The organism is Roseivivax sp. THAF30 (assembly GCF_009363575.1).
GTDB lineage: Bacteria > Pseudomonadota > Alphaproteobacteria > Rhodobacterales > Rhodobacteraceae > Roseivivax > Roseivivax halotolerans.
This window is the reverse complement of record NZ_CP045389.1, coordinates 3,621,037-3,641,376: the sequence shown is the minus strand read 5'-3', so window position 1 is coordinate 3,641,376 and position 20,340 is coordinate 3,621,037. Positions and strand designations below refer to the sequence as shown.

General features: G+C 62.4%; 17 protein-coding genes. 8 read left to right on the top strand and 9 right to left on the bottom strand.

The features are described 5' to 3' along the window. Window positions 1–606 carry a bacteriochlorophyll 4-vinyl reductase gene (gene bchJ / locus FIU91_RS17635; protein WP_093009025.1) on the bottom strand — a complete coding sequence of 202 codons (606 nt, stop codon included), beginning with the start codon at window positions 604–606 and terminating at the stop codon, window positions 1–3. Window positions 607–887: 281 nt separating this feature from the next. On the opposite strand from bchJ, the gene carB reads away from it, so the two are divergent. Continuing rightward, window positions 888–4,232 (top strand): carbamoyl-phosphate synthase large subunit, encoded by a 3,345-nt coding sequence (gene carB / locus FIU91_RS17630; protein ID WP_152463464.1) that lies wholly within the window; start codon window positions 888–890, stop codon window positions 4,230–4,232. A gap of 83 nt (window positions 4,233–4,315) precedes the next feature. Here carB and FIU91_RS17625 read toward each other — a convergent pair whose 3' ends face one another. Both FIU91_RS17625 and FIU91_RS17620 read right to left on the bottom strand, forming a co-directional pair. Continuing rightward, window positions 4,316–5,377, bottom strand: coding sequence for a hypothetical protein (locus FIU91_RS17625; RefSeq protein ID WP_152463463.1), 1,062 nt, complete (start codon window positions 5,375–5,377; stop codon window positions 4,316–4,318). 22 nt (window positions 5,378–5,399) lie between these two features. Further along, the gene (locus tag FIU91_RS17620) at window positions 5,400–6,176 is read right to left on the bottom strand and encodes a putative nucleotide-diphospho-sugar transferase (protein ID WP_152463462.1); all 777 of its coding nucleotides are present in this window, start codon (window positions 6,174–6,176) and stop codon (window positions 5,400–5,402) included. Window positions 6,177–6,371: 195 nt separating this feature from the next. Between FIU91_RS17620 and gpmI the strand changes: the two genes are divergently transcribed. From gpmI to FIU91_RS17595, 5 genes are read left to right on the top strand one after another with little or no spacing between them, the layout of a single operon-like run. Further along, window positions 6,372–7,883 (top strand): 2,3-bisphosphoglycerate-independent phosphoglycerate mutase, encoded by a 1,512-nt coding sequence (gene gpmI / locus FIU91_RS17615; protein WP_152463461.1) that lies wholly within the window; start codon window positions 6,372–6,374, stop codon window positions 7,881–7,883. Next, on the top strand, window positions 7,880–8,998 hold the full coding sequence (locus FIU91_RS17610) for a murein hydrolase activator EnvC (RefSeq protein WP_152463460.1): 1,119 nt from the start codon (window positions 7,880–7,882) through the stop codon (window positions 8,996–8,998). Before gpmI ends, FIU91_RS17610 begins: the two co-directional genes overlap by 4 nt. Window positions 8,999–9,005: 7 nt before the next feature. Beyond that, a complete protein-coding gene (locus tag FIU91_RS17605; protein ID WP_152463459.1) occupies window positions 9,006–10,415 on the top strand; it encodes a S41 family peptidase in 1,410 nt (469 codons plus the stop codon). 59 nt (window positions 10,416–10,474) lie between these two features. Then, a complete protein-coding gene (locus tag FIU91_RS17600; RefSeq protein WP_093009020.1) occupies window positions 10,475–10,969 on the top strand; it encodes an RNA pyrophosphohydrolase in 495 nt (164 codons plus the stop codon). After that, the gene (locus tag FIU91_RS17595; protein ID WP_152463458.1) at window positions 10,969–11,454 is read left to right on the top strand and encodes a hypothetical protein; all 486 of its coding nucleotides are present in this window, start codon (window positions 10,969–10,971) and stop codon (window positions 11,452–11,454) included. The genes FIU91_RS17600 and FIU91_RS17595 overlap by 1 nt, the downstream gene beginning before the upstream one ends. A gap of 17 nt (window positions 11,455–11,471) precedes the next feature. On the opposite strand, the gene FIU91_RS17590 is transcribed toward FIU91_RS17595, so the two are convergent. From FIU91_RS17590 to dapE, 4 genes are all read right to left on the bottom strand, one after another. Continuing rightward, window positions 11,472–12,770 (bottom strand): lytic murein transglycosylase, encoded by a 1,299-nt coding sequence (locus FIU91_RS17590; protein WP_152463457.1) that lies wholly within the window; start codon window positions 12,768–12,770, stop codon window positions 11,472–11,474. 97 nt (window positions 12,771–12,867) lie between these two features. Further along, window positions 12,868–15,162: a ribonuclease R gene (rnr, locus tag FIU91_RS17585; protein ID WP_152463456.1), complete on the bottom strand. Its 2,295-nt coding sequence runs from the start codon at window positions 15,160–15,162 to the stop codon at window positions 12,868–12,870. A gap of 43 nt (window positions 15,163–15,205) precedes the next feature. Beyond that, window positions 15,206–15,625: a GNAT family N-acetyltransferase gene (locus FIU91_RS17580; RefSeq protein WP_152463455.1), complete on the bottom strand. Its 420-nt coding sequence runs from the start codon at window positions 15,623–15,625 to the stop codon at window positions 15,206–15,208. Then, the gene (dapE, locus tag FIU91_RS17575) at window positions 15,622–16,764 is read right to left on the bottom strand and encodes a succinyl-diaminopimelate desuccinylase (RefSeq protein ID WP_152463454.1); all 1,143 of its coding nucleotides are present in this window, start codon (window positions 16,762–16,764) and stop codon (window positions 15,622–15,624) included. The genes FIU91_RS17580 and dapE overlap by 4 nt, the downstream gene beginning before the upstream one ends. Window positions 16,765–17,041: 277 nt before the next feature. Between dapE and FIU91_RS17570 the strand changes: the two genes are divergently transcribed. Both FIU91_RS17570 and FIU91_RS17565 read left to right on the top strand, forming a co-directional pair. Further along, window positions 17,042–18,607: a Hint domain-containing protein gene (locus tag FIU91_RS17570; protein ID WP_152463453.1), complete on the top strand. Its 1,566-nt coding sequence runs from the start codon at window positions 17,042–17,044 to the stop codon at window positions 18,605–18,607. Next, entirely contained in the window at window positions 18,604–19,677 is a 1,074-nt protein-coding gene (locus tag FIU91_RS17565; RefSeq protein WP_152463452.1) for a Hint domain-containing protein, read from the top strand. The genes FIU91_RS17570 and FIU91_RS17565 overlap by 4 nt, the downstream gene beginning before the upstream one ends. Here FIU91_RS17565 and FIU91_RS17560 read toward each other — a convergent pair. Both FIU91_RS17560 and FIU91_RS17555 read right to left on the bottom strand, forming a co-directional pair. Beyond that, on the bottom strand, window positions 19,674–20,012 hold the full coding sequence (locus FIU91_RS17560; protein ID WP_093009012.1) for a hypothetical protein: 339 nt from the start codon (window positions 20,010–20,012) through the stop codon (window positions 19,674–19,676). The two genes, FIU91_RS17565 and FIU91_RS17560, sit on opposite strands and share 4 nt — an antisense overlap. 61 nt (window positions 20,013–20,073) lie before the next feature. Beyond that, complete coding sequence (locus tag FIU91_RS17555) at window positions 20,074–20,322, bottom strand: GlsB/YeaQ/YmgE family stress response membrane protein (RefSeq protein ID WP_093009011.1); 249 nt, start codon at window positions 20,320–20,322, stop codon at window positions 20,074–20,076. Window positions 20,323–20,340 lie beyond the last annotated feature (18 nt).

The following is a 20,340-nucleotide window of genomic DNA, read 5'->3' as shown; positions in this document are numbered from 1 at the left end:
TCAAAGCGTTAGCTCGAAGCTGCAATGGTCGTGTCCCGCGGCCATGCAGGCGGTCTCCCGACACACGAAATCGCGGTGCGACATGCGCTGGAACATGTGCTCGAACATGGCGGCGTGAAAATGGCAGATCGGCTGGTCCGCCGTCACGCCGATCGCCAGGGGGTTGTGATAGATCGCGAGCCGGGAGGTGGTCTGGATCGCGAAGGTTCCCGAGCCTCGGAAACCCGCAGAATTGAGCCGCGCCGCTTTCCCGACGAGCCAGGCGGATACCGACCAAGGCATGTTCTGCAGAAGGAGAATCGCTTTCGGCGTGATGTTCTGGCTGACGAAGACCTCGGCTGCAACGCGCCCGGCCATGTCTAGAATCTCGCTTGCCTCGCCGGGCCAGTTTTCACGTACCAATGAATGCAGCCGGGCAACCCGCGCCTCTGACAATGTCCCGTCGTCAACCGGCAGATCCTCGATCCCAGCGTCGGCGAAAACGCGGTCGCGGCTGGCAGAACCTTTGGCTTGCTCGATCACGGCATGCAGCGACGCAACCATGTTGGCGTCCATGAGACCCGACCCGGTGGGCGGCTGCGAGATGATCTCATGGCTATTGGCCATTTCGGGCGCTCCCGGCGAATGGAGGAAAACCTGGCTTTGAATGCGGCGCTCAGAGCGTGTCCTGCGATGTGTCAAATGTATAGTACGCTTGCTGGAAAAAACTGTCAGAAAAATCTGACAGCTTGAAGTCGGCCGCCGGGCGACGCCCGTGGGCACATCGTTATGCGACTATAGGTCAAACGGTTCTTGAACCGCCGTCTCTCATGTCTATAAGGCACGACAATTTGCGCTCCGGCCCGCTACCGCCGGGGCGACTCGCTTGCCGAATGATGAGGTCTCACATGCCCAAACGCACCGATATCCAGTCGATCATGATCATCGGAGCCGGCCCCATCATCATCGGTCAGGCCTGCGAGTTCGACTATTCGGGCGCCCAGGCGTGCAAGGCGCTGCGCGAAGAGGGATACCGGGTCATCCTCGTCAACTCCAACCCTGCGACGATCATGACCGATCCGGGCCTGGCCGATGCCACTTATATCGAGCCGATCACGCCAGAGATCGTCGCCAAGATCATCGCCAAGGAAAAACCCGATGCGCTGCTGCCGACGATGGGCGGGCAGACGGGGCTCAACACCGCGCTCAAGCTCGAGGAGATGGGCGTTCTGGCCGAGCATGGCGTCGAGATGATCGGCGCCAACCGAGATGCCATCGAGATGGCCGAGGACCGCGCGCTCTTTCGCGAGGCGATGGATCGGATCGGGCTCGAGAATCCCAAGGCCACGATCGTCACCGCGCCCAAGAAGCCTGACGGGAATGCGGATCTCAAGGAAGGTGTGCGGATCGCGCTCGGCGAGCTTGAGCATATCGGCCTGCCCGCGATCATCCGGCCCGCCTATACGCTGGGCGGCACTGGTGGCGGTGTCGCTTATAACCGCGAGGACTTCGAATATTACTGCCGCTCCGGCATGGATGCCTCGCCGGTGAACCAGATCCTGATCGACGAGTCGCTTCTGGGTTGGAAGGAATTCGAGATGGAGGTCGTCCGCGACCGCGACGACAACGCCATCATCGTCTGCGCCATCGAGAACGTCGATCCGATGGGCGTGCATACGGGCGACTCGATCACCGTCGCACCGGCGCTCACGCTGACGGACAAGGAATACCAGATCATGCGTAACGGCTCGATCGCCGTTCTGCGCGAGATCGGCGTCGAGACCGGCGGCTCCAACGTGCAATGGGCGATCAATCCCGCAGACGGCCGCATGGTCGTGATCGAGATGAACCCGCGTGTCTCGCGCTCCTCTGCGCTGGCGTCGAAGGCCACGGGTTTTCCGATCGCCAAGATCGCCGCGAAGCTTGCCGTGGGCTACACGCTTGACGAGCTCGACAACGACATCACGAAGGTCACGCCGGCAAGCTTCGAGCCGACCATCGACTACGTCGTCACCAAGATCCCACGTTTCGCCTTCGAGAAATTCCCCGGCTCCGAGCCGCTGCTGACCACCGCCATGAAGTCGGTGGGCGAGGCGATGGCCATCGGCCGCACCATCCATGAGAGCCTGCAGAAGGCACTGGCCTCGATGGAGACGGGTCTTTCGGGCTTCGACGAGGTCGAGATCGAGGGTGCGGACGATCCGGCGAACGTGCGCGCGGCAGTGATCAAGGCGATCTCCAAGCCGACGCCCGATCGCATGCGGACCATCGCGCAAGCCATGCGCCACGGTCTGTCAGATGACGACATCCACGGCGTCACAAGCTTCGATCCCTGGTTCCTGGCCCGGATCCGCGAGATCGTCGAGGCCGAGGAGGACGTGCGCGCGAACGGTCTGCCGCAGGACGAAGAGGCGTTCCGCGCGCTCAAGATGATGGGCTTCACCGACATGCGCCTCGCCGCGTTGTCCGGTAAGGACGAGATGGAGGTCCGTGCTCACCGCACTCGCCTTGGCATCACCGCGGTTTTCAAGCGGATCGACACTTGCGCGGCCGAATTCGAAGCGCAGACGCCCTACATGTACTCGACCTACGAAGCCCCGCTCATGGGCGAAGTCGAATGCGAGGCGCGGCCCTCGGGCGCCAAGAAGGTCGTTATCCTCGGTGGCGGGCCGAACCGGATCGGGCAGGGGATCGAGTTCGACTATTGCTGCTGCCACGCTTGCTTTGCGCTGACCGATGCCGGCTACGAGACGATCATGATCAACTGCAACCCCGAGACTGTGTCGACCGATTACGACACCTCGGATCGTCTCTATTTCGAGCCTCTGACCTTCGAGCACGTGATGGAGATCCTGCGCGTCGAGCAGGAGAATGGCACGCTGCACGGCGTGATCGTGCAGTTCGGCGGCCAGACCCCGTTGAAGCTTGCCAACGATCTCGAAGCGGCGGGTATCCCGATCCTTGGCACCACGCCCGACGCCATCGACCTCGCTGAAGATCGCGAGCGGTTCCAGGCGCTCGTCAACAAGCTCGGGCTGAAGCAGCCGAAGAACGGCATCGCCTCCTCGGATGCACAGGCGCTCGATATCGCCGAAGGGATCGGCTTCCCGCTGGTGATCCGTCCCTCCTACGTGCTGGGCGGCCGCGCGATGGAGATCGTGCGCGATATGGACCACCTCAAGCGCTACATCGCCGAGGCGGTCGTGGTCTCGGGCAAGTCGCCCGTGCTGCTCGATGGCTATCTCTCGGGCGCGGTGGAACTTGATGTCGATGCGCTCTGCGACGGGACCGATGTGCATGTCGCCGGCATCATGCAGCATATCGAAGAGGCGGGCGTCCATTCCGGCGATAGCGCGTGCTCGCTGCCGCCCTATTCGCTGCCTTCGGAGATCATCGAAGAGGTCAAGCGCCAGACCGTGGCGCTCGCGCTGGAACTCGGTGTCGTCGGACTGATGAACGTGCAATTCGCGGTCAAGGACGAGACGATCTTCCTCATCGAGGTCAATCCGCGCGCCTCGCGGACCGTGCCCTTCGTCGCGAAGGCCACCGACAGCGCGATTGCCTCCATCGCCGCGCGGATCATGGCGGGGGAAAAGCTCTCGGCCTTCCCGCTGCGTGAGCCGCACGGCGATCAGATCGACTACGACACCGACGTGCCTATGGCCGATCCGATGACGCTGGCCGATCCGATGATGCCGTGGTTCTCGGTCAAGGAGGCCGTGCTGCCTTTCGCCCGCTTCCCTGGCGTCGATACCGTGCTCGGCCCCGAGATGCGCTCGACCGGCGAGGTGATGGGCTGGGACCGTTCCTTCCCGCGCGCTTTCCTCAAGGCACAGCTCGGAGCTGGTAACATGCTCCCCGAGGGCGGTCGCGTCTTCCTGTCGATCAAGGACGAGGACAAGGGCGCGCAGCTCATCGAGACCGCGAAGACGCTGATGGAGCAGGGCTTCTCCATCGTCGCAACAGCCGGCACGGCGGCCTATCTCAAGGCCGAAGGCGTGCCTGCCGAGATCGTCAAGAAGGTCTATGAGGGCCGCCCGAACGTGGTCGACATGCTCAAGGATGGAGAGATCCAGCTCGTCATGAACACGACCGAAGGCGTCGCCGCGCTGGAAGACAGCCGCGAGATCCGCTCCGTCGCGCTCTACGACAAGATCCCGTACTTCACGACCCTCGCGGGGGCGCATGCGGCCGCGCAAGCGATCCGCGCCCGAGGCGAAGGCGAGCTGGTGGTGAAGAGCTTGCAGGGGTGAGTGAATAGACAGGCTAAAAATATTAACCTGGCAAAACTCAACTTGCTACACGCTTCAACCGCTCTTTACCGCGGCTTGGATCGTCAAGCAACTCCAGGCAACTGCTTGAGGAATTTTCTCATATTTCTCCAAGACTCAAATACTTTCCCGCGTACTATTTCGAAGTCAAAATCTAGATGTTCTTCTAAACTTCCAGGGGTGATCAAAGGAAATCTATAGAACTCCGAGAAGCCGAGACACCGATCATCTACGTACGTTAGGAAGCTGCGCTTGTTTCTACTGAGAAAGTTTAAGTGCGCGTGCAATCTGCTTCCTACGTGGATATCAATCCCCTCATAAAATTGCCTACACTCAAGTTCCGTCTTGGGCGCTATAATACTGTATCCCATATCTCTGGCTAGCTGATGTAGTACCTCTATCCTGCGCAAGTAAACTTTGTCTTTTGACTTCATTAACGCGCTTTGTACGAAACTTTTAGGGCGGAAATCTTGGTGTAAAACAAGAAATTTATCTGCATTTGGAAAGTTTCTCTTAACATCGATGAGTGTAAGATACTCACGTTCAAAGAAATCATCTCTTTCAGTTATAGTTACGGCAACTTTTTTGATTCCCTCGTGGAATTTTTGCTTTTGAAAAATCGGAGAGTCGTAGATAACTGGGCAGCCCGTCATCACGAACCTACCTTTCAACTCTGGAAAGGAAGCTTCTAAAATGGAAACGGTGTTCGGGCAGCGCCAAGAGGAGTACTCAATATTTCTATGGATGCCTTTGATGATTTCAGAGGCTTTTCGCGTGAAGCCACGATTCCTTTTGGGGATTCCATTTATCCCTATTCCAAAAGGAAAGAAGCGCAAGCGGTCATCGGACAGTAGGTCCACGTCAAAATTTGGCCAAGGCGAAAAATCATCCGATAACATGTTTGCACCGCCAATGATGATTGTTCCAGCCGATATTAATCGACGAACTTCTGACTTAGATGGTTCTTCTCGCGTAGAGAACGTAAGATCACTTTTAAATTCCCCTATTCTTCTCTCGATAGCGGCCTTGATAAATCCATCGCCAAGATTGCGTTTTTTCTTAGACTGTCGTGGGATGAAATAGGGGGTAACAAGTGCCGTATTATTTATTCCCAGATTGCTATCCATTTTAAATTCCAATTTTTATAATCTAATATTCTATTATGCCGCTACTATATAAAAGCCGTCTTGCTCGAAGTTGTAGTTGTCCCAAAGCCCCATACTTTCGTAGCCGGTGCGCCGTACTTCTCCACTTCGCAATCTTTCGGGTTTTATCGCTATTTCGTCCTATTCCTTTGAAGTGCAATATGTACCCTGTTCGTCCGGTCACATCATTCCACAAGACAGGGTCGATACAAGCCACTTCTGCGCCTTCGACCTTGTAATACTGGCCTGCTTTCCCTTCGTTTGAGCCGAGCGTAAGATCTGACAGAGCCTTTTGGTCCGATTTTCTTGTATCGCCACACTCCTCTGCCCACTTATTAAGAAGCCCAAGAGATTTGTCGTTATTATTAAATAGAAGGAATCCCGCATTTAGAAGCCCGTTCTTGATATGGCTTTCTCTTTCCATTTCTTTTGGATGTCGTGGAGTAATAACAACGTCGGCTAAAGGCAGGCTTTGATATGAAATCCTTTTCGTAATAAGCATATCTGCGTCAAGATATAGCACAGGTTGATTGAATTTCTTAAGTGCGTTCCGAATTGCGGCTGGTTTGTGATGTGTTCTTATATAGCCTTCATTGGTTTTGCTGCGGAATGAGCTCTCAAAATCCAATTTAACGATGTTTGATTTTAACTTTTGACGATCACGTTCGGTGAGTCCTACATCATAAATGACTGGATAGGCTCCAGAAAATAATCTAATATTTTTTTCAATTTCTTCCAGAGCAAAAAGAAAGTTAGAATCTCCGCAAGTGATTATTATCATTGACTACATCCGTAGCTGCGATCAAGTTTCGGCAAGTTTTCCGAGGTGAGCTTCGTGCTGTCAATGCTCAAAGAGAAATTTCCTTAAGTTCCGGAATTTTCAAGATTTTTTAGGTGTAGAGTCAGGTCAAACTGTTTTAATAGTACGTCCTGTCTGTTAGCTAAATGTGGAAACGCCAACCGTTTAAGGACCGCCATGCCCAAACCCGTCATCCTCACCATTCTCGACGGCTGGGGGCTCTCCGGGAGCCGGGAGGCCAACGCGCCCGCGCTTGCAAAGACACCGAACATGGACCGTTTGATGCGGGAGTGTCCGAACGCGACGCTGACGACGCATGGGCCTGACGTCGGATTGCCGACCGGGCAGATGGGTAATTCCGAGGTCGGACATACCAACATCGGTGCCGGGCGCGTTGTCGTGATGGATCTGGGGCAGATCGATCTCGCGATCGAGGATGGCTCGTTCTTCGACAATGCCGCCATTCTCGACTTCGCCGCGCGGGTAAAGACCGCGGGCGGGCGCGCGCATCTCTTTGGCGTCGTCTCGGACGGGGGTGTGCACGGGCACATCCGACATCTCCTCGCGGCGGCCAAGATGATGACCGAACAGGGGCTGAGCGTCGTCGTTCACGCGATCACCGACGGGCGCGACGTTGCGCCGAAAAGCGCGGATGGATTCATGTCGGAGCTGGTGGACGGTCTGCCGGACGGCGCTGCCATCGGCACGGTGATCGGGCGCTATTTCGCGATGGACCGCGACAACCGCTGGGACCGCGTGAAGACGGCCTTCGACGCCATCGCCGAAGGAAACGGCAAAAGCGCAAGCACGCCCGCTGAGGCGGTCGCGCAAGCCTATGAGAGCGGCAAGACGGACGAGTTCATCCCAGCGACCGTGATCGAAGGCTATGATGGCATCGCGGAAGGCGACGGGTTCTTCTGTCTCAACTTCCGGGCCGACCGCGCGCGAGAGATCCTCGCGGCGCTGGGCGCGCCCGAGTTCGACGGTTTCGAGCGGACGCGTCCTGAGATGTCGGCGCTTCTCGGCATGGTCGAGTACAGCGATGCTCATAACGGCTACATGGCGATCGCCTATCCCAAGCGCGAGATCGTCAACACGCTCGGCGCATGGGTCGCGAAACACGGGCTGCGCCAGTTCCGGCTCGCCGAGACGGAGAAATACCCGCATGTCACCTTCTTCCTCAACGGCGGCAAGGAAGTGCCGGAGGAGGGTGAGGATCGGCATATGCCCAAATCCCCGGATGTCGCGACCTATGACCTGCAGCCGGAGATGAGCGCGCCCGCGGTGACCGAAAAATTCGTCGAGGCGATCGAGGCGGGCTATGATCTGATCGTCGTGAACTACGCCAATCCGGACATGGTGGGTCACACAGGTGATCTCGATGCCGCGATCCGCGCCTGCGAGGTGGTCGACGAGGGACTCGGCCGGGCGCTCGAGGCGATGGACGCGGCGGGCGGTGCGATGATCGTCACCGCCGACCATGGCAATTGCGATGTCATGGTCGATCCCGAGACCGGCGGGGCGCACACGGCGCATACCCTCAATCCGGTGCCTGTGATCCTTGCGGGTGGGCCCGAGGGGTCCGCGCTCGCTGATGGCCGCTTGGCCGATCTGGCACCGACGCTGCTGGAGCTGATGGGGCTCGATGCACCCGAGGAGATGACCGGCAAGAGCCTGATCCGGCGATGATCCGAGCGGCGGCCATAGTTCTTTGTCTGGCCGTGAGCGGCACTGCCGAGGCACAGGATGCAGGCGAACGCGCGAGAGCCGCGGCCGAGGCGCTGGAGCGGGCGGCCGAAGATCTCGCGGTCGCGGATCGCGCCTCGGACCGCGTCGCGGCGCTCACTGACACGATCCGCGCCTATGAGGATGGACTGGTTGCCATGCGGGACGGGCTGCGCGATGCCGCGATCCGCGAGGCGGGCCTGCGCCGCGATCTCGAAGCGCGCGAGGCGGAGGTCGCAGAGCTGCTCTCGGCGCTTCAGTCCTTGGGCCGCAGCGACGTGACCCAGCAGCTTCTTCATCCGGATGGCCCAGTCGGCGCGGCCCGCGCGGGAATGCTCGTCGCCTTGGTTACGCCCGGCCTTGCAGCTCGCGCCCTCGCACTTCGCGCGGATCTCGAGGAAGTGGAGGATCTGCGTATCCTGCAGGAGAACGCGGCGGAGACATTGCGCGACGGCCTGCAGGGGGTGCAGGAGGCGCGCGCGGCGCTCAGCCAGGCAGTGGCCGACCGCACCGACCTGCCGCAGCGCTTCACCGAGGATCCGGTCAAGACCGCGATCCTGATCGGCGCGACGGAGACGCTCGACGGTTTTGCGAGCGGTCTTGCCGAGATTACCGAGGGCGATACCGCTCCCGAAACCGGTGCGACGCTGGCAGAGGGCGACTTGGCTTTGCCGGCTTCGGGTCAGATCCTGCGGCGTGCTGGGGAGGAGGATGCCGCTGGCGTCGCGCGTCCGGGTATCGTGCTCGCGACCGCACCGGGCGCGCTGGTCACGACACCCGCCGCGGCGACGGTGCGCTATCGCGGTCCGCTGCTGGATTACGGTCTTGTCATCATCCTTGAGCCGCGCGCCGATCTGTTGTTCGTCTTTGCGGGGCTCGACACGGTCTACGGTGAGACGGGGCAGGTTCTGCCCGCCGGGGCGCCAGTGGGTCTCATGGCGGGCGGGGCCGAAGACACCTCTGTGTTACAGCCCAATTCGGGGGGTGGAAACGCCCGGCCCGAAACGCTCTATATAGAGGTGAGAGAGGGAGACCGTCCGGTGGATCCGCTGGACTGGTTCGCAACCGACAAGGGATGACTTTGGAATGAAGAAATTCGTCATGGCCGCGGCCGGCGGCACGATCGCCGGAATCGTCGCGACGACACAATTCGTCGGCCCGCTTCTGGCCCAGGAAGAGCAGCGAAACGCCAGCGTCTACGAACAGCTCGACCTGTTCGGCGACATCTTCGAACGCATCCGGGCGCAATATGTCGAGCAGGTGAACGAGGAAGAACTGATCGAGGCGGCCATCGACGGCATGCTGACCTCGCTCGACCCGCATTCGAGCTATCTCTCGCCCGACGACGCAGCCGACATGCGCGTGCAGACGCGCGGTGAATTCGGCGGACTCGGCATCGAGGTGACGCAGGAAGACGGCTTCGTGAAAGTTGTCTCTCCGATCGACAGCACTCCTGCCGACGAGGCCGGGATCGAGGCGGGCGACTTCATCACCCATGTCGACGGCGAGTCCGTGCTGGGCCTGACGCTCGACGAGGCGGTCGACATGATGCGCGGGCCGGTCGGCTCCGAGATCGTCATCACGGTCGTGCGCGAGGGCGAGGCAGAACCCTTCGACGTCGAGATCGTGCGCGATACGATCACGCTCACCGCGGTGCGGACCCGCACGCAAGGCCAGACCGTGGTCCTGCGGATCACGACCTTCAACGATCAGACCTTCCCGAACCTGGAATCGGGCCTTCGCGAAGAGGTCGAGGCGCTTGGCGGTATGGAGAACGTCAACGGATTCGTCATCGACCTGCGGAACAATCCGGGTGGCCTCTTGAACCAGGCCATCGAGGTATCCGACGCCTTCCTCGATGCAGGTGAGATCGTCTCGACTCGTGGGCGTGACCCGGCGGATGGCGATCGCTACAATGCCGAAGAGGGCGATCTGGCCGAAGGCAAGCCGATCGTTGTCCTGATCAACGGCGGCTCGGCGTCTGCGTCCGAGATCGTGGCAGGGGCGCTTCAGGATCACCGCCGCGCCATCGTCGTCGGCACCAAGAGCTTCGGCAAAGGGTCCGTGCAGACGGTTATGCCGCTTCGGGGCGAGGGCGCGATGCGTCTGACCACGGCGCGCTATTACACCCCGTCCGGCCGCTCGATCCAGGCGCTTGGCGTCTCGCCCGACATCATCGTGGCGCAGCCCAACCGCAATCCGGTCGACGAGGAGGCCGATGAAGAGGCATCCGGCCTGCCGACGCGCTCCGAGTCGGACCTGCGCGGCGCGCTCGGAAATGACAGCCTCAGCGAGGACGAGGCTCGCCAGATCGAGGAAGACCGCGAGAAGGCCGAGGAGGCCGCGGCACTCCGCGAAGAGGATTACCAGCTCGCTTACGCGATCGACATCCTCAAGGGCCTGTCCGCTCTGGGCCCCGAGGTTCGTGCGCTGAGCCAAGGCGCGATCGTCGCGCCCGAAAGCGGCGATGGCGAGGACAGCTCGCAAAGCGAATAAGTGAAGAAACAGAAGGCGCGGGAACACCCCTCCCGCGCCTTTTCAGCACCGAGGCGCCCATGAGCCCTGAAGAGATCGCCGCGCTGCCCTATCGTCGCAATGTAGGCGTGATGCTGGTGAACGCCGCCGGTCATGCTTTCGTCGGCCAGCGCGCGGACCGCCAACCGCACGAGCCGCCGGCCTGGCAAATGCCGCAAGGCGGAATCGACAAGGGCGAGGAGCCGCGCACCGCCGCGCTCAGGGAACTGACCGAAGAGACGGGCGTCACGCCGGACCTCGTAACGGTCGAGGCGGAGACCGAAGGCTGGATCGCGTACGATCTGCCGCACGACATCGTTCCGCGCATCTGGAAAGGCCGGTACAAGGGCCAGGAGCAGAAATGGTTCCTGCTGCGCTTTCACGGATCCGACGACCAGATCCGGCTCGATGCCGACGCGCATCAGGAATTCACCGAATGGCGCTGGCTTCCCGCCGATGAGGTGATCGACCAGATCGTGCCGTTCAAGAGACCCGTCTACGAACAGGTCATCGCCGAATTCCGGGAGAAGCTCTGATGATGCGCGTCATTGCCGGCCTGATGCTCGCCTTGAGTGGAGGCCCGGCGCTGGCGCTCTCCTGCATGCCTGCCGATGTGGCGCGTGAGTTCCGCCAGGCCGAGTCAGACGAGGACGCCTGGCTCATCGTTCTGGGCCGAATGACCTTTGACGAAAGCCGCCTGCCGCGCGAGGATCTCTCGCAGCAGCAACCGCCGCAGACCGATATTCCGGCACGTATCTCGGGTCGCTCGCTCGGACCGGACGGCTTCGCCCAACCTTTCGAGCACACTATCACGCTGCGCGCGCTCTGCCTTGGTCCCTGGTGTGCGGGGGCGGAAAGCGGAGAAGACTACCTCATGTTTCTCGAGCAGGAAGGCGAGGGATACATCGCTCTGGCGAGCCCCTGTCCCGGATTCATCTATCCGCGCCCGACCGCCGAACAGATCGAGACGGTGACCTCCTGCTTCACCGGTGGTCGCTGCGAGCCGCAGGGGTTGCGGTAAGAGAAAGCTCGCCTGCGTCAGCCGTCCCGCAGGTGGGTCAGCACGTTCAACGAGACATAGCCGTCCGGCCGCAAGCCTTGCGCCGATTGGTAGTCGCGCACCGCCGAGATGGTGAGCGGCCCGATCCGGCCGTCGATCTTTTCGGGGTCGAACCCGGCGTCGCGCAGGCGCTCTTGCAGCTCGATCCGCTCGTCAAAGGTGAGCGCGCGGTCCGCCCGTGGCCAGGAATTCGTCAGCGGCCCGGCCCCGGCGAGCCGGTCGGCCAGGTGCCCCACGGCGATCACGTAGGCGTCCGCGGTGTTGTAGCTCTCGAGCACCTCGAAATTGTCTGATATCAGAAAGGCCGCGCCGTCCGCGCCCGCAGGCAAGAGAAGCGAGAGGCCGGTGCCGTCCGGGATCTCCGGTTGACCGACAGGCGTCACGCCCGCCTCGCGCCATGCCTCGAGGCTCATCACGTTGTCCCGCCGGGCGCTCATCCAGTCGAAATCCGAGGGCAGCAACACTTCCACGCCCCAGGGCACGCCGGTCTGCCAGCCGTTCTCCCTCAGATAAGCGGCTGTCGATGCGAGCGCGTCGGAGGGATCGCTGCCCCAGATGTCGCGCTTTCCATCGCCCGTCCAGTCCACGGCCAGCCGCAGATAGGAAGACGGCATGAACTGTGTATGCCCCATCGCGCCCGCCCAGGAGCCGCGCAGCGAGCCGACATCGGTATCGCCCGCTTGGAGAATATTGAGCGCGGCGAGCACCTCGTTCTCGAAGAACTCCGCACGGCGGCCCTCATAGGCCAGCGTCGCAAGCGCTGCGAGCGTCGGGGTGGTGCCCTTGTAGCCGCCATAGGCCGATTCCAGCCCCCAGATCGCCGTAACGATTTCCTTGCGGACCCCATATTCCGCTTCGATCGCCTCCAGCACTTCAGCCCGTTCTTGGAGCGCCGCGCGACCGTTGGCCACCCGCGTGTCGGAGACGGCGGTGTCGAGGTAATCCCAGATCGTCTTTGTGAACTCGTTCTGGCTACGGTCGCGTTCGACGATGACAGGATCGAAAGCAGCCCCGTCGAACGCCGTGTCGAACGTGTCCGCCGAGATGCCCTCGGCAATCGCGGTGTCCCGGAACGACGCGATCCATGCCTCGAAACCGGCTTGCGAGAGCTCGCCCGCAGGGTCGGCGGGGCGCATTTCAGGCTCGGTTGCGGAGGGTTGCGTCGCCGCCGAAGGGCTTTCGATCGGGCGCGGCATCGGACGCATCGAGACCTCCGGCGCGGCGATGGCGGCGCTGGCGAGAACGGTGAGGGCGAAGCTGATCTTGGCGCATCTCATCGAGAAACCCTGTCGATATGTGGCTTGGCCAATCTAACCGGAGGACACCGTCCCGCAAAGCTGCCCGTCGCAGTCTTAGCAAGGCCCCGCCGATGGCTCATTTCGCGCGCCGCTCCCGCGTCTTGCGGACCTTGGCGTCTTTCTTCCTGGCGCGGGCGAGCTTGCGCTTGGGCGGCTTGCCTTTGCCACGCGAGGGTGCGGTACCCGGACGGCGCCGGCTCGAGCCGCGACCACCGCCTTGCGGCATCTCGCGATCCTCGAGTTCCAGAAGGTCGAAGGCAATCCCGCCCGTGACCGGTGCTGCTTCGATCAGCTTGACGCGCACGCGCTGACCAAGGCCGATCACGGTGCCGGTATCGGCCCCCATGAGCGTGCCTTCATCGCGGTCGAAGTGGAAGTATTCCCGTCCGAGATTGCGAATGGGCACGAGCCCGTCCGCGCCGGTCTCGTCGAGCTTCACGAACACGCCGAACTTGGCGATGCCCGAGATGCGCCCGGTGAATTCCGCGCCGACGCGGTCCGACAGATACGCCGCGAGATAGCGGTCTGTCGTATCGCGCTCGGCCACCATAGAGCGGCGCTCGGTCTCAGAGATGTGTGTCGCGGTCTGCTCCAGCGCTTCGAGATCGCCCTCGGTCAGCCCGTCATCGCCCCAGCCATGCGCCGAGATCAGCGCGCGGTGCACGATGAGGTCCGAGTAGCGCCGGATCGGCGAGGTGAAATGCGCGTAGTTCTGCAGCGCGAGACCGAAATGGCCGAAATTCTTGGGGCTGTAATAAGCCTGTGTCATTGCACGAAGGGTCGAGAGGTTGATGAGCTCGGCCTCGTCGCTGCCAGCGGCCTGAAGGAGAAGCTGGTTGAGATGCGCGGTCTTGAGCACCTGGCCTTTGGCCAGCGTCAGGCCCGCCGCCTCTGCGGTGTCGCGCAAGGAGTCGAGTTTGTCCTGCGGCGGCTCTTCGTGGACGCGGAACAGAAGCGGTGTCTTCTTGGCGATCAGGGTTTCGGCGGCAGCGACGTTGGCCAGCACCATGAACTCCTCGATCATGCGGTGTGCATCCAGCCGGTCGACGAAGTTCACACTCTCTACCGTGCCGTCTTCGGACAGCGAAATCCGCCGCTCAGGCAGGTCGAGCTCGAGCGGTTGCCGACGGCCACGCGCCGAACGCAGGGCGAAGTAGGCCTCATAGAGCGGTTTGATGACATCATCGAGCAGGGGCTCGGTCGCCTCGTCAGGCTCACCGTCGAATGCGGCCTGCGCCTGTTGATAGGTCAGCGAGGCCGGCGAGCGCATGAGCCCCCGCACGAATTTGTGGCTCTTCTTGGTGCCTTCGGCATCGAGCACCATTCGCACCGCAAGGCAGGTGCGCGGCACACCCTCGTGCAGCGAACACAGATCGCCCGAAAGCCGGTCGGGCAGCATCGGCACGACGCGGTCGGGGAAGTAGCTCGAATTGCCGCGCTGCCGCGCCTCGCGGTCGAGCGCCGAGCCCGTGGTCACGTAATGGGCGACATCGGCGATGGCGACCCAGAGGATATGCCCGCCTTCGTTCTTCGGATCATCGTCAGGCGCGGCATAGACCGCGTCGTCGTGATCCCGTGCGTCGGCTGGGTCAATCGTAACGAGCGGCAGATCGCGCAGATCGGTCCGGCCCTTGAGGCCCGCCGGCTTCATCCGGTCGGCCTCTGCCAGCACCTCGGGCGGGAAGTCGTCCGGGATGCCGTGTTGATGGATCGCGATGAGCGAGACCGCGCGCGGCTCCGAGGGATCGCCGATCCGGAGCGTGATGCGCGCACGGGGCGCACCCATGCGGCCGCGCGGGCCGATCTGTTCGGCCTCAACAAGCTCGCCGTCCTGCGCGCCGCCCGTCGCATCCGCGGCCACGCGCCATTCGCTGTCGGAGCCCTTGTCGATGGGGGCGATCCGCCCGCCTTCGGAAGCCTTCTTGTAGATGCCGACGATCTTCTTGGGCGTCGCACCGATCTTGCGGATCAGCCGCGCCTCGTAATCGTGGCCCTCTTCGCGAACCTGTTGCAGCCGGGCAAGGATGCGGTCACCGGCACCGAGCGCGGCATCGCTCTGGCGCGTGACCATCAGGACGCGCGGCTCGCGACCCTCGCCATGCCATTCCATCGGCTTGGCGTAGAGATCGCCATCCGCGTCCGGCTCCAGCACTTCGAGAACGCTGACCGGCGGCAGACGATCAGGGTCGCGGTAAGTCTTCTTGCGCTTTTCGAGATGCCCTTCGTCCTCGAGCTCTTTCAGAAGCTTCTTGAGGTCGATGCGCTGCGCCCCCTTGATCCCGAACGCCTTCGCGATATCGCGCTTGGCGGTCTGGGTGGGGTTCTCGGAGATCCAGTCGAGGATCTGCGCCTTTGTGGGTATCTGTGCCATGATGTGCGACGTAGCACGGCCCCGAGGGGCCGTCACGCGCGGATCAGATCGCGCGTGCCATCATCTGGTGCGGCACGCCTTCATCGTCATAAATTGGTCCCTCCGGGGCAAAGCCGAGGCCGCTGTAGAACGTCTGCGCCTGAACCTGCGCCGAGAGCGCCGCGCGGTTCAGACCGTCAGCGCGAAAATGCGCGACTCCAGCCTCGACGAGCGCTGCGCCAATGCCCTTGCCGCGCGCCTCGCGGGCCACGCAGATGCGCCCGATCCGCCCTTCGCCTTCCACGGTGAAAAGGCGGGCGCAGCCGATGGGTTCACCTGCCTCGGTCGCCAGGAGATGTAGCGATGTGGCGTCGAGATCGTCGAACTCGGACTCTACCGTGAAGCCCTGCTCCTCCACGAAAACAGCCATCCGAAGCGCGCGGATCGGTGCGAAATCCTCGGTCTGGCGAATGGTAACGCTCATGCGAAATACTCCGTCAGGATACGGCGGTAGATCGCTTTCAGCTGCGTGATCTGGTCGAGCGGAACGCGTTCGTCGACCTGGTGCATGGTCTTGCCGACGAGCCCGAATTCCACGACCGGGCAGTGATCCTTGATGAAGCGCGCATCGGAGGTGCCGCCGGTCGTCGACAGTTCGGGTTTGCGTCCGCATTCCGCCTCGACGGCGCGTGCGACCAGATCCGACAGCGGGCCGGGCGGCGTGAGGAAGGCCTCGCCCGAGACCTTGATCTCAAGCGTCGTTTCGGTGCCGAACGCCGCATCGACCTCCGCCGCTTCTTGCCGCAACCACTTCGACAGGGACGCGCCGTCATGGCAATCGTTGAAGCGGATATTGAGAAGCCCGCGCGCCTCGGCGGGGATCACGTTGGTCGCGGGATTGCCCACATCGAGGCTCACGACCTGCAGTGCCGAGGCGTCGAAATGGTCCGTGCCCTGGTCGAGCTGATGGCTTGCCAGCCGATCCATCAGCCGCGCCAGCGCGTGGCAGGGGTTCTTGGCGCGATGCGGATAAGCGGCGTGCCCCTGAACGCCGGTGACCGTAACCCAGGCCGAGAGTGAGCCGCGGCGGCCGATCTTCATCATCTCGCCCATCTCGTCGGGGCAGGTCGGCTCTCCGACGAGACAGACGGACATTGCCTCGCCATTCTCGGACATCCAGTCGAGCAGGGCGCGCGTGCCGTCGATGGATGGCCCTTCCTCGTCGCCGGTGATCGCCAGGATGATAGCACCGTCCGGCGGTGTCTCGCGGACATGGTCGATCGCGGCGGCAACGAAGGCCGCGACGGCCGATTTCATATCGGTCGCGCCCCGCCCCCAGAGCTGGCCGTCCCGCTCCTCCGCGCCGAAGGGATCGGCCGTCCAGTCGCCTCGGTTGCCCACGGGCACGACGTCCGTATGTCCGTTGAAGCCGAAGCTCTTCGCGTGCGCCTTATCGCCCCAACGGGCGAAGAGGTTGGACACGCCGCCCCGATCCGCGCGCCAGCAGGTGAAGCCCGCTGCCTCCAACTCCGCCGTCAGAATTGCCATTGCGCCGCCATCCTCGGGCGTGACCGAGGGGCAGCGGATGAGTTCGGCAGTCAGGCGCACGGGATCTGTGGGCATGGAAAGGCTCCGGAAAATCGCTTCATGCTGGCTAGTCCAGCGCCGCAGTCGATGCAAATGTGTCTTGAATGCCTCATTTCCGCGGCGTGTTTCGCGCGCGTCCGGCAAGGCCCTGAGACAGAGGCGCATTTTCGCGTTAGCGTTCTTGCATAAAAACAAATGTCCGAGGCAGGGCAGCGCTCATCATCAGAACACGCCAAGGCGGCGTCCGATATATCGGGCTGCCTGAGACGACGTGTCGAGTGCGGTTTCGCCATCGGGCCGGTGTGAGGCAGACATGGCAACCGGACGCGAGCTACCGATCGACGAGCGCGCCTCGGCGTTTCAAATGGCGGAGACGATCTTTGCCGACGACGTTCAGGTCGTCTCGGCAAGCTATTCGGGCGACCGCGACAGTTCAGGCATCTACACCAACGGCGACAGCGTCATGCCGGGCGTTGCGCCAGGCAATACCGGTGTGATCCTGTCGACCGGCGATGCGGACGACATCACCCAAAGCAATGGCGATCCGAACCGATCCTCTTCGACCTCCACGAATACCTGGGGCCAGAACGGCAACCCGGACTTCAACGCCGCGGCGGGCGCCTATACCTACGACGCTTCCTATCTCGACGTGGACATCATCCCGCAAGGAGATGTCCTCACCTTCCAGTTCGTCTTCCTGTCCGAGGAATTTCCCGAATATCAGACAGGTATCTACCAGGATTTCGTCGGCATCTGGATCAATGGCGAGCTTGTGCCTCTGTCCATCGGGGATGGAGATGTCGATCCGAACAACCTCAATGCGCAATCGAATGCCAACCTCTACGTCGACAATACCGGAGACGATTACAACACGGAGATGGACGGGTTCACCGTCACGATGTCGGTCACGATCCCGGTCAATGCCGGCGAGGTGAACTCCATCCGCATCGGCATCGCCGACGTGAACGATTCCAACTACGACTCGAGTGTCATGATCGCGGCCGGGTCTGGCACCACCGCGATCGTCGCGATGGCCGACAGCGCCCAGGTCGCGCCGAACGAGAACGCGACCTTCGATGTGACCTCCAACGATATCGGCACCGGCGCGATCACGATCACCCATATCAACGGGATCGCCGTCTCCGTCGGGGACAGCGTCACGCTTACGACAGGGCAGGTGATCACGCTCAACGCCGACGGTACTCTGACCGCCACGGCCGATGCGGACGAAGAGACGGTCAACTTCACCTATACGGTGCAGGATGCGACCGGCGGGACGAGCACGGGCTTCGTGACGCTCGCCTCCGTACCCTGCTTTGTCGCTGGCAGCGTCATCGACACCTCGCACGGCCCGCGCCTCGTCGAGAGCCTCAAGCCGGGCGATTTGATACGGACCAAGGATCACGGTCTCCAGCCCCTGCGATGGATCGGAACGCGGACCATCGCCGCCGAGGGCGATATGGCCCCGATCGAGATCGCCGCGAACACGTTCGGCCCGCATATGCGGCTTCAGGTCTCGCCAATGCACCGCATCCTCGTGCGCGATGGCCGTGCGGCGCTGATGTTCGGCGAGAATGAAGTACTCATTGCCGCGAAGTATCTCTTGGACGGCCAGTATGTGCGTCGGATTGAAGGTGGCGAGGTGACCTATGTCCATCTTCTCTTCGATGCGCACGAAATCGTCTTCTCGAACGGGTTGCCGTCCGAAAGCTTCCTGCCCGGACCGATGATCGCCTCGCTTTTCGAACGCGAGGTCCTTGCCGAGATCTGTACGCTCTTCCCCGAGCTCGATCCGGAAACGGGAGAGGGCTACGGGCCGGCGGCGCGACGAATTCTGACAGGCAGCGAGGCGCGCGCCTTGACGGGGGTCGCTGCATGAGCTGGATCGCCGTGCGCGGACCGGAGACGGCCTGGACCTGCCCGGACACGTTCGGCGGGGCCGACGGAACGACCACGCAATTGCAGACCCGCGGCTCCATCGTCATCGAGACGCGGATCGGTGCCGACGAGCGGCCGCAAACGCTGCTGGGCTATGAGCGCCGTCATCCCTGGACGGGGCGGATCGCCTTCCAAGCGGTGCCGGGCGGCGGCGTCGTGGTGATCCTGGCACAAGGGGAGCAGCTTTTTCACGCGGTGATCCCGCCCGAGAACAGCGCCCGGACCGAGACCTTGCGCCTCACTTACTCCTGGGATGCGCCGGAGCGATGGGGCCGGCTCGCTGTGGAGCGGCCCGAAACCGGCAGCGTGCGTATGATCGACACGCCCGCACCGCCTCCGCTGATGGCCGAAGACCTCTACACGATCATCCATCGCCCGGAACTCTGCGATTGCGACCCAGATGTGATCTTTTGTGCGGTCTCGGATCAAATCGAGCCCGTGGGCCCGATGCCGTCGATCACCGAGTCGATGCCGGTCGAGACGCCGCGCGGCCCGGTCCGGGCCGGGGCACTTCGGAGCGGTGACGTGGTCCGCACGGTGAACCACGGGCCGCAGCGCATATTGGCGGTTGTGCGCAGACACGTCCCCGCGATTGGCTCATTCCGGCCCGTGACGCTCCGTGCGCCGTATCTCGGTCTTACGCGTGATATTCGCGTAGCGCCCGGGCAGCGCCTCGTCATCGGTGGGCCGGATGTCGAATACATCTTCGGACGCGAGACCGTCCTGATCCCTGCCGATGCGTTGGCGCATGGCTTCACCGGGACGGTTAGCGAGACGCGGGATTTCGTGACTTATCTGCAATTCGTGGTGCCGCGGCACGACGCGCTGATCGTCTCGGGGGCGGGGCTCGAGAGCCTTTATCTGGGACGGCTTCGGCGTGACCGCACAGCGCTTTCCGCAAGCCTTTTGTGCGATCACGATCCGGCGCAGCTGCCCGAGCATGTGCGCGCGGGGTACCAGACGCTAGGACCTTTCGAAGCGGCGACATTGGCGCAGACGCGCGCAGCCTAGTGTGTCGGCTTGTCGAAGAACGGCGTAACCTGTGAGACGATGACGGAGTTTTCCTCGAGAGCGCGGGCCATCAGTTCGGCCTCGTCCTCTTCGATGTCGTGACCGGCCTCGCGCCGCTCTTCTTCGGTGCCGTAGCCCGTGACGTCCAGCGGCGCCATGTCGGCCTGTTTGAGAATCGCCACTGTTTCGCGGACCGCTTCGGCCTCGTCGATCCCCGAGGCATAGCACATGAGCGCTGCCCCAGTGGCACCCTCGGGTAGCCCGTCGCCGGTCTTGCGACCGACCTCCACCACCAAGGTGTAGACCTTCTGTTTCTTGGCGCCAGGCTTTGTCATGGGGGCGATCCCTGTGGCGGCGCGGGATCTTTGTCAAGCCGCCGCAGGGATCGCGGCGGCCTTATCGCTTGACCGCGCGCCAGACCGCGATGAGCAGGCACGCCCCGGCTGCGCCGACAACCAGCTGCCCGATCCAGCCGCCGAGCGTGCTGCCCAGGAGCGTCATCAGGATCCAGTTGCCCACCACGGCCCCGATGATGCCGAGGATGATATTGGTGAGAAGGCCATGATTGGCCTTCATGATCTTCTCGGCGATCCAGCCGGCGATGGCGCCGACGATGATCGCTGCGAACCAGCCTAGTCCTGTCATAAGTCAGTCTCCTGTTTT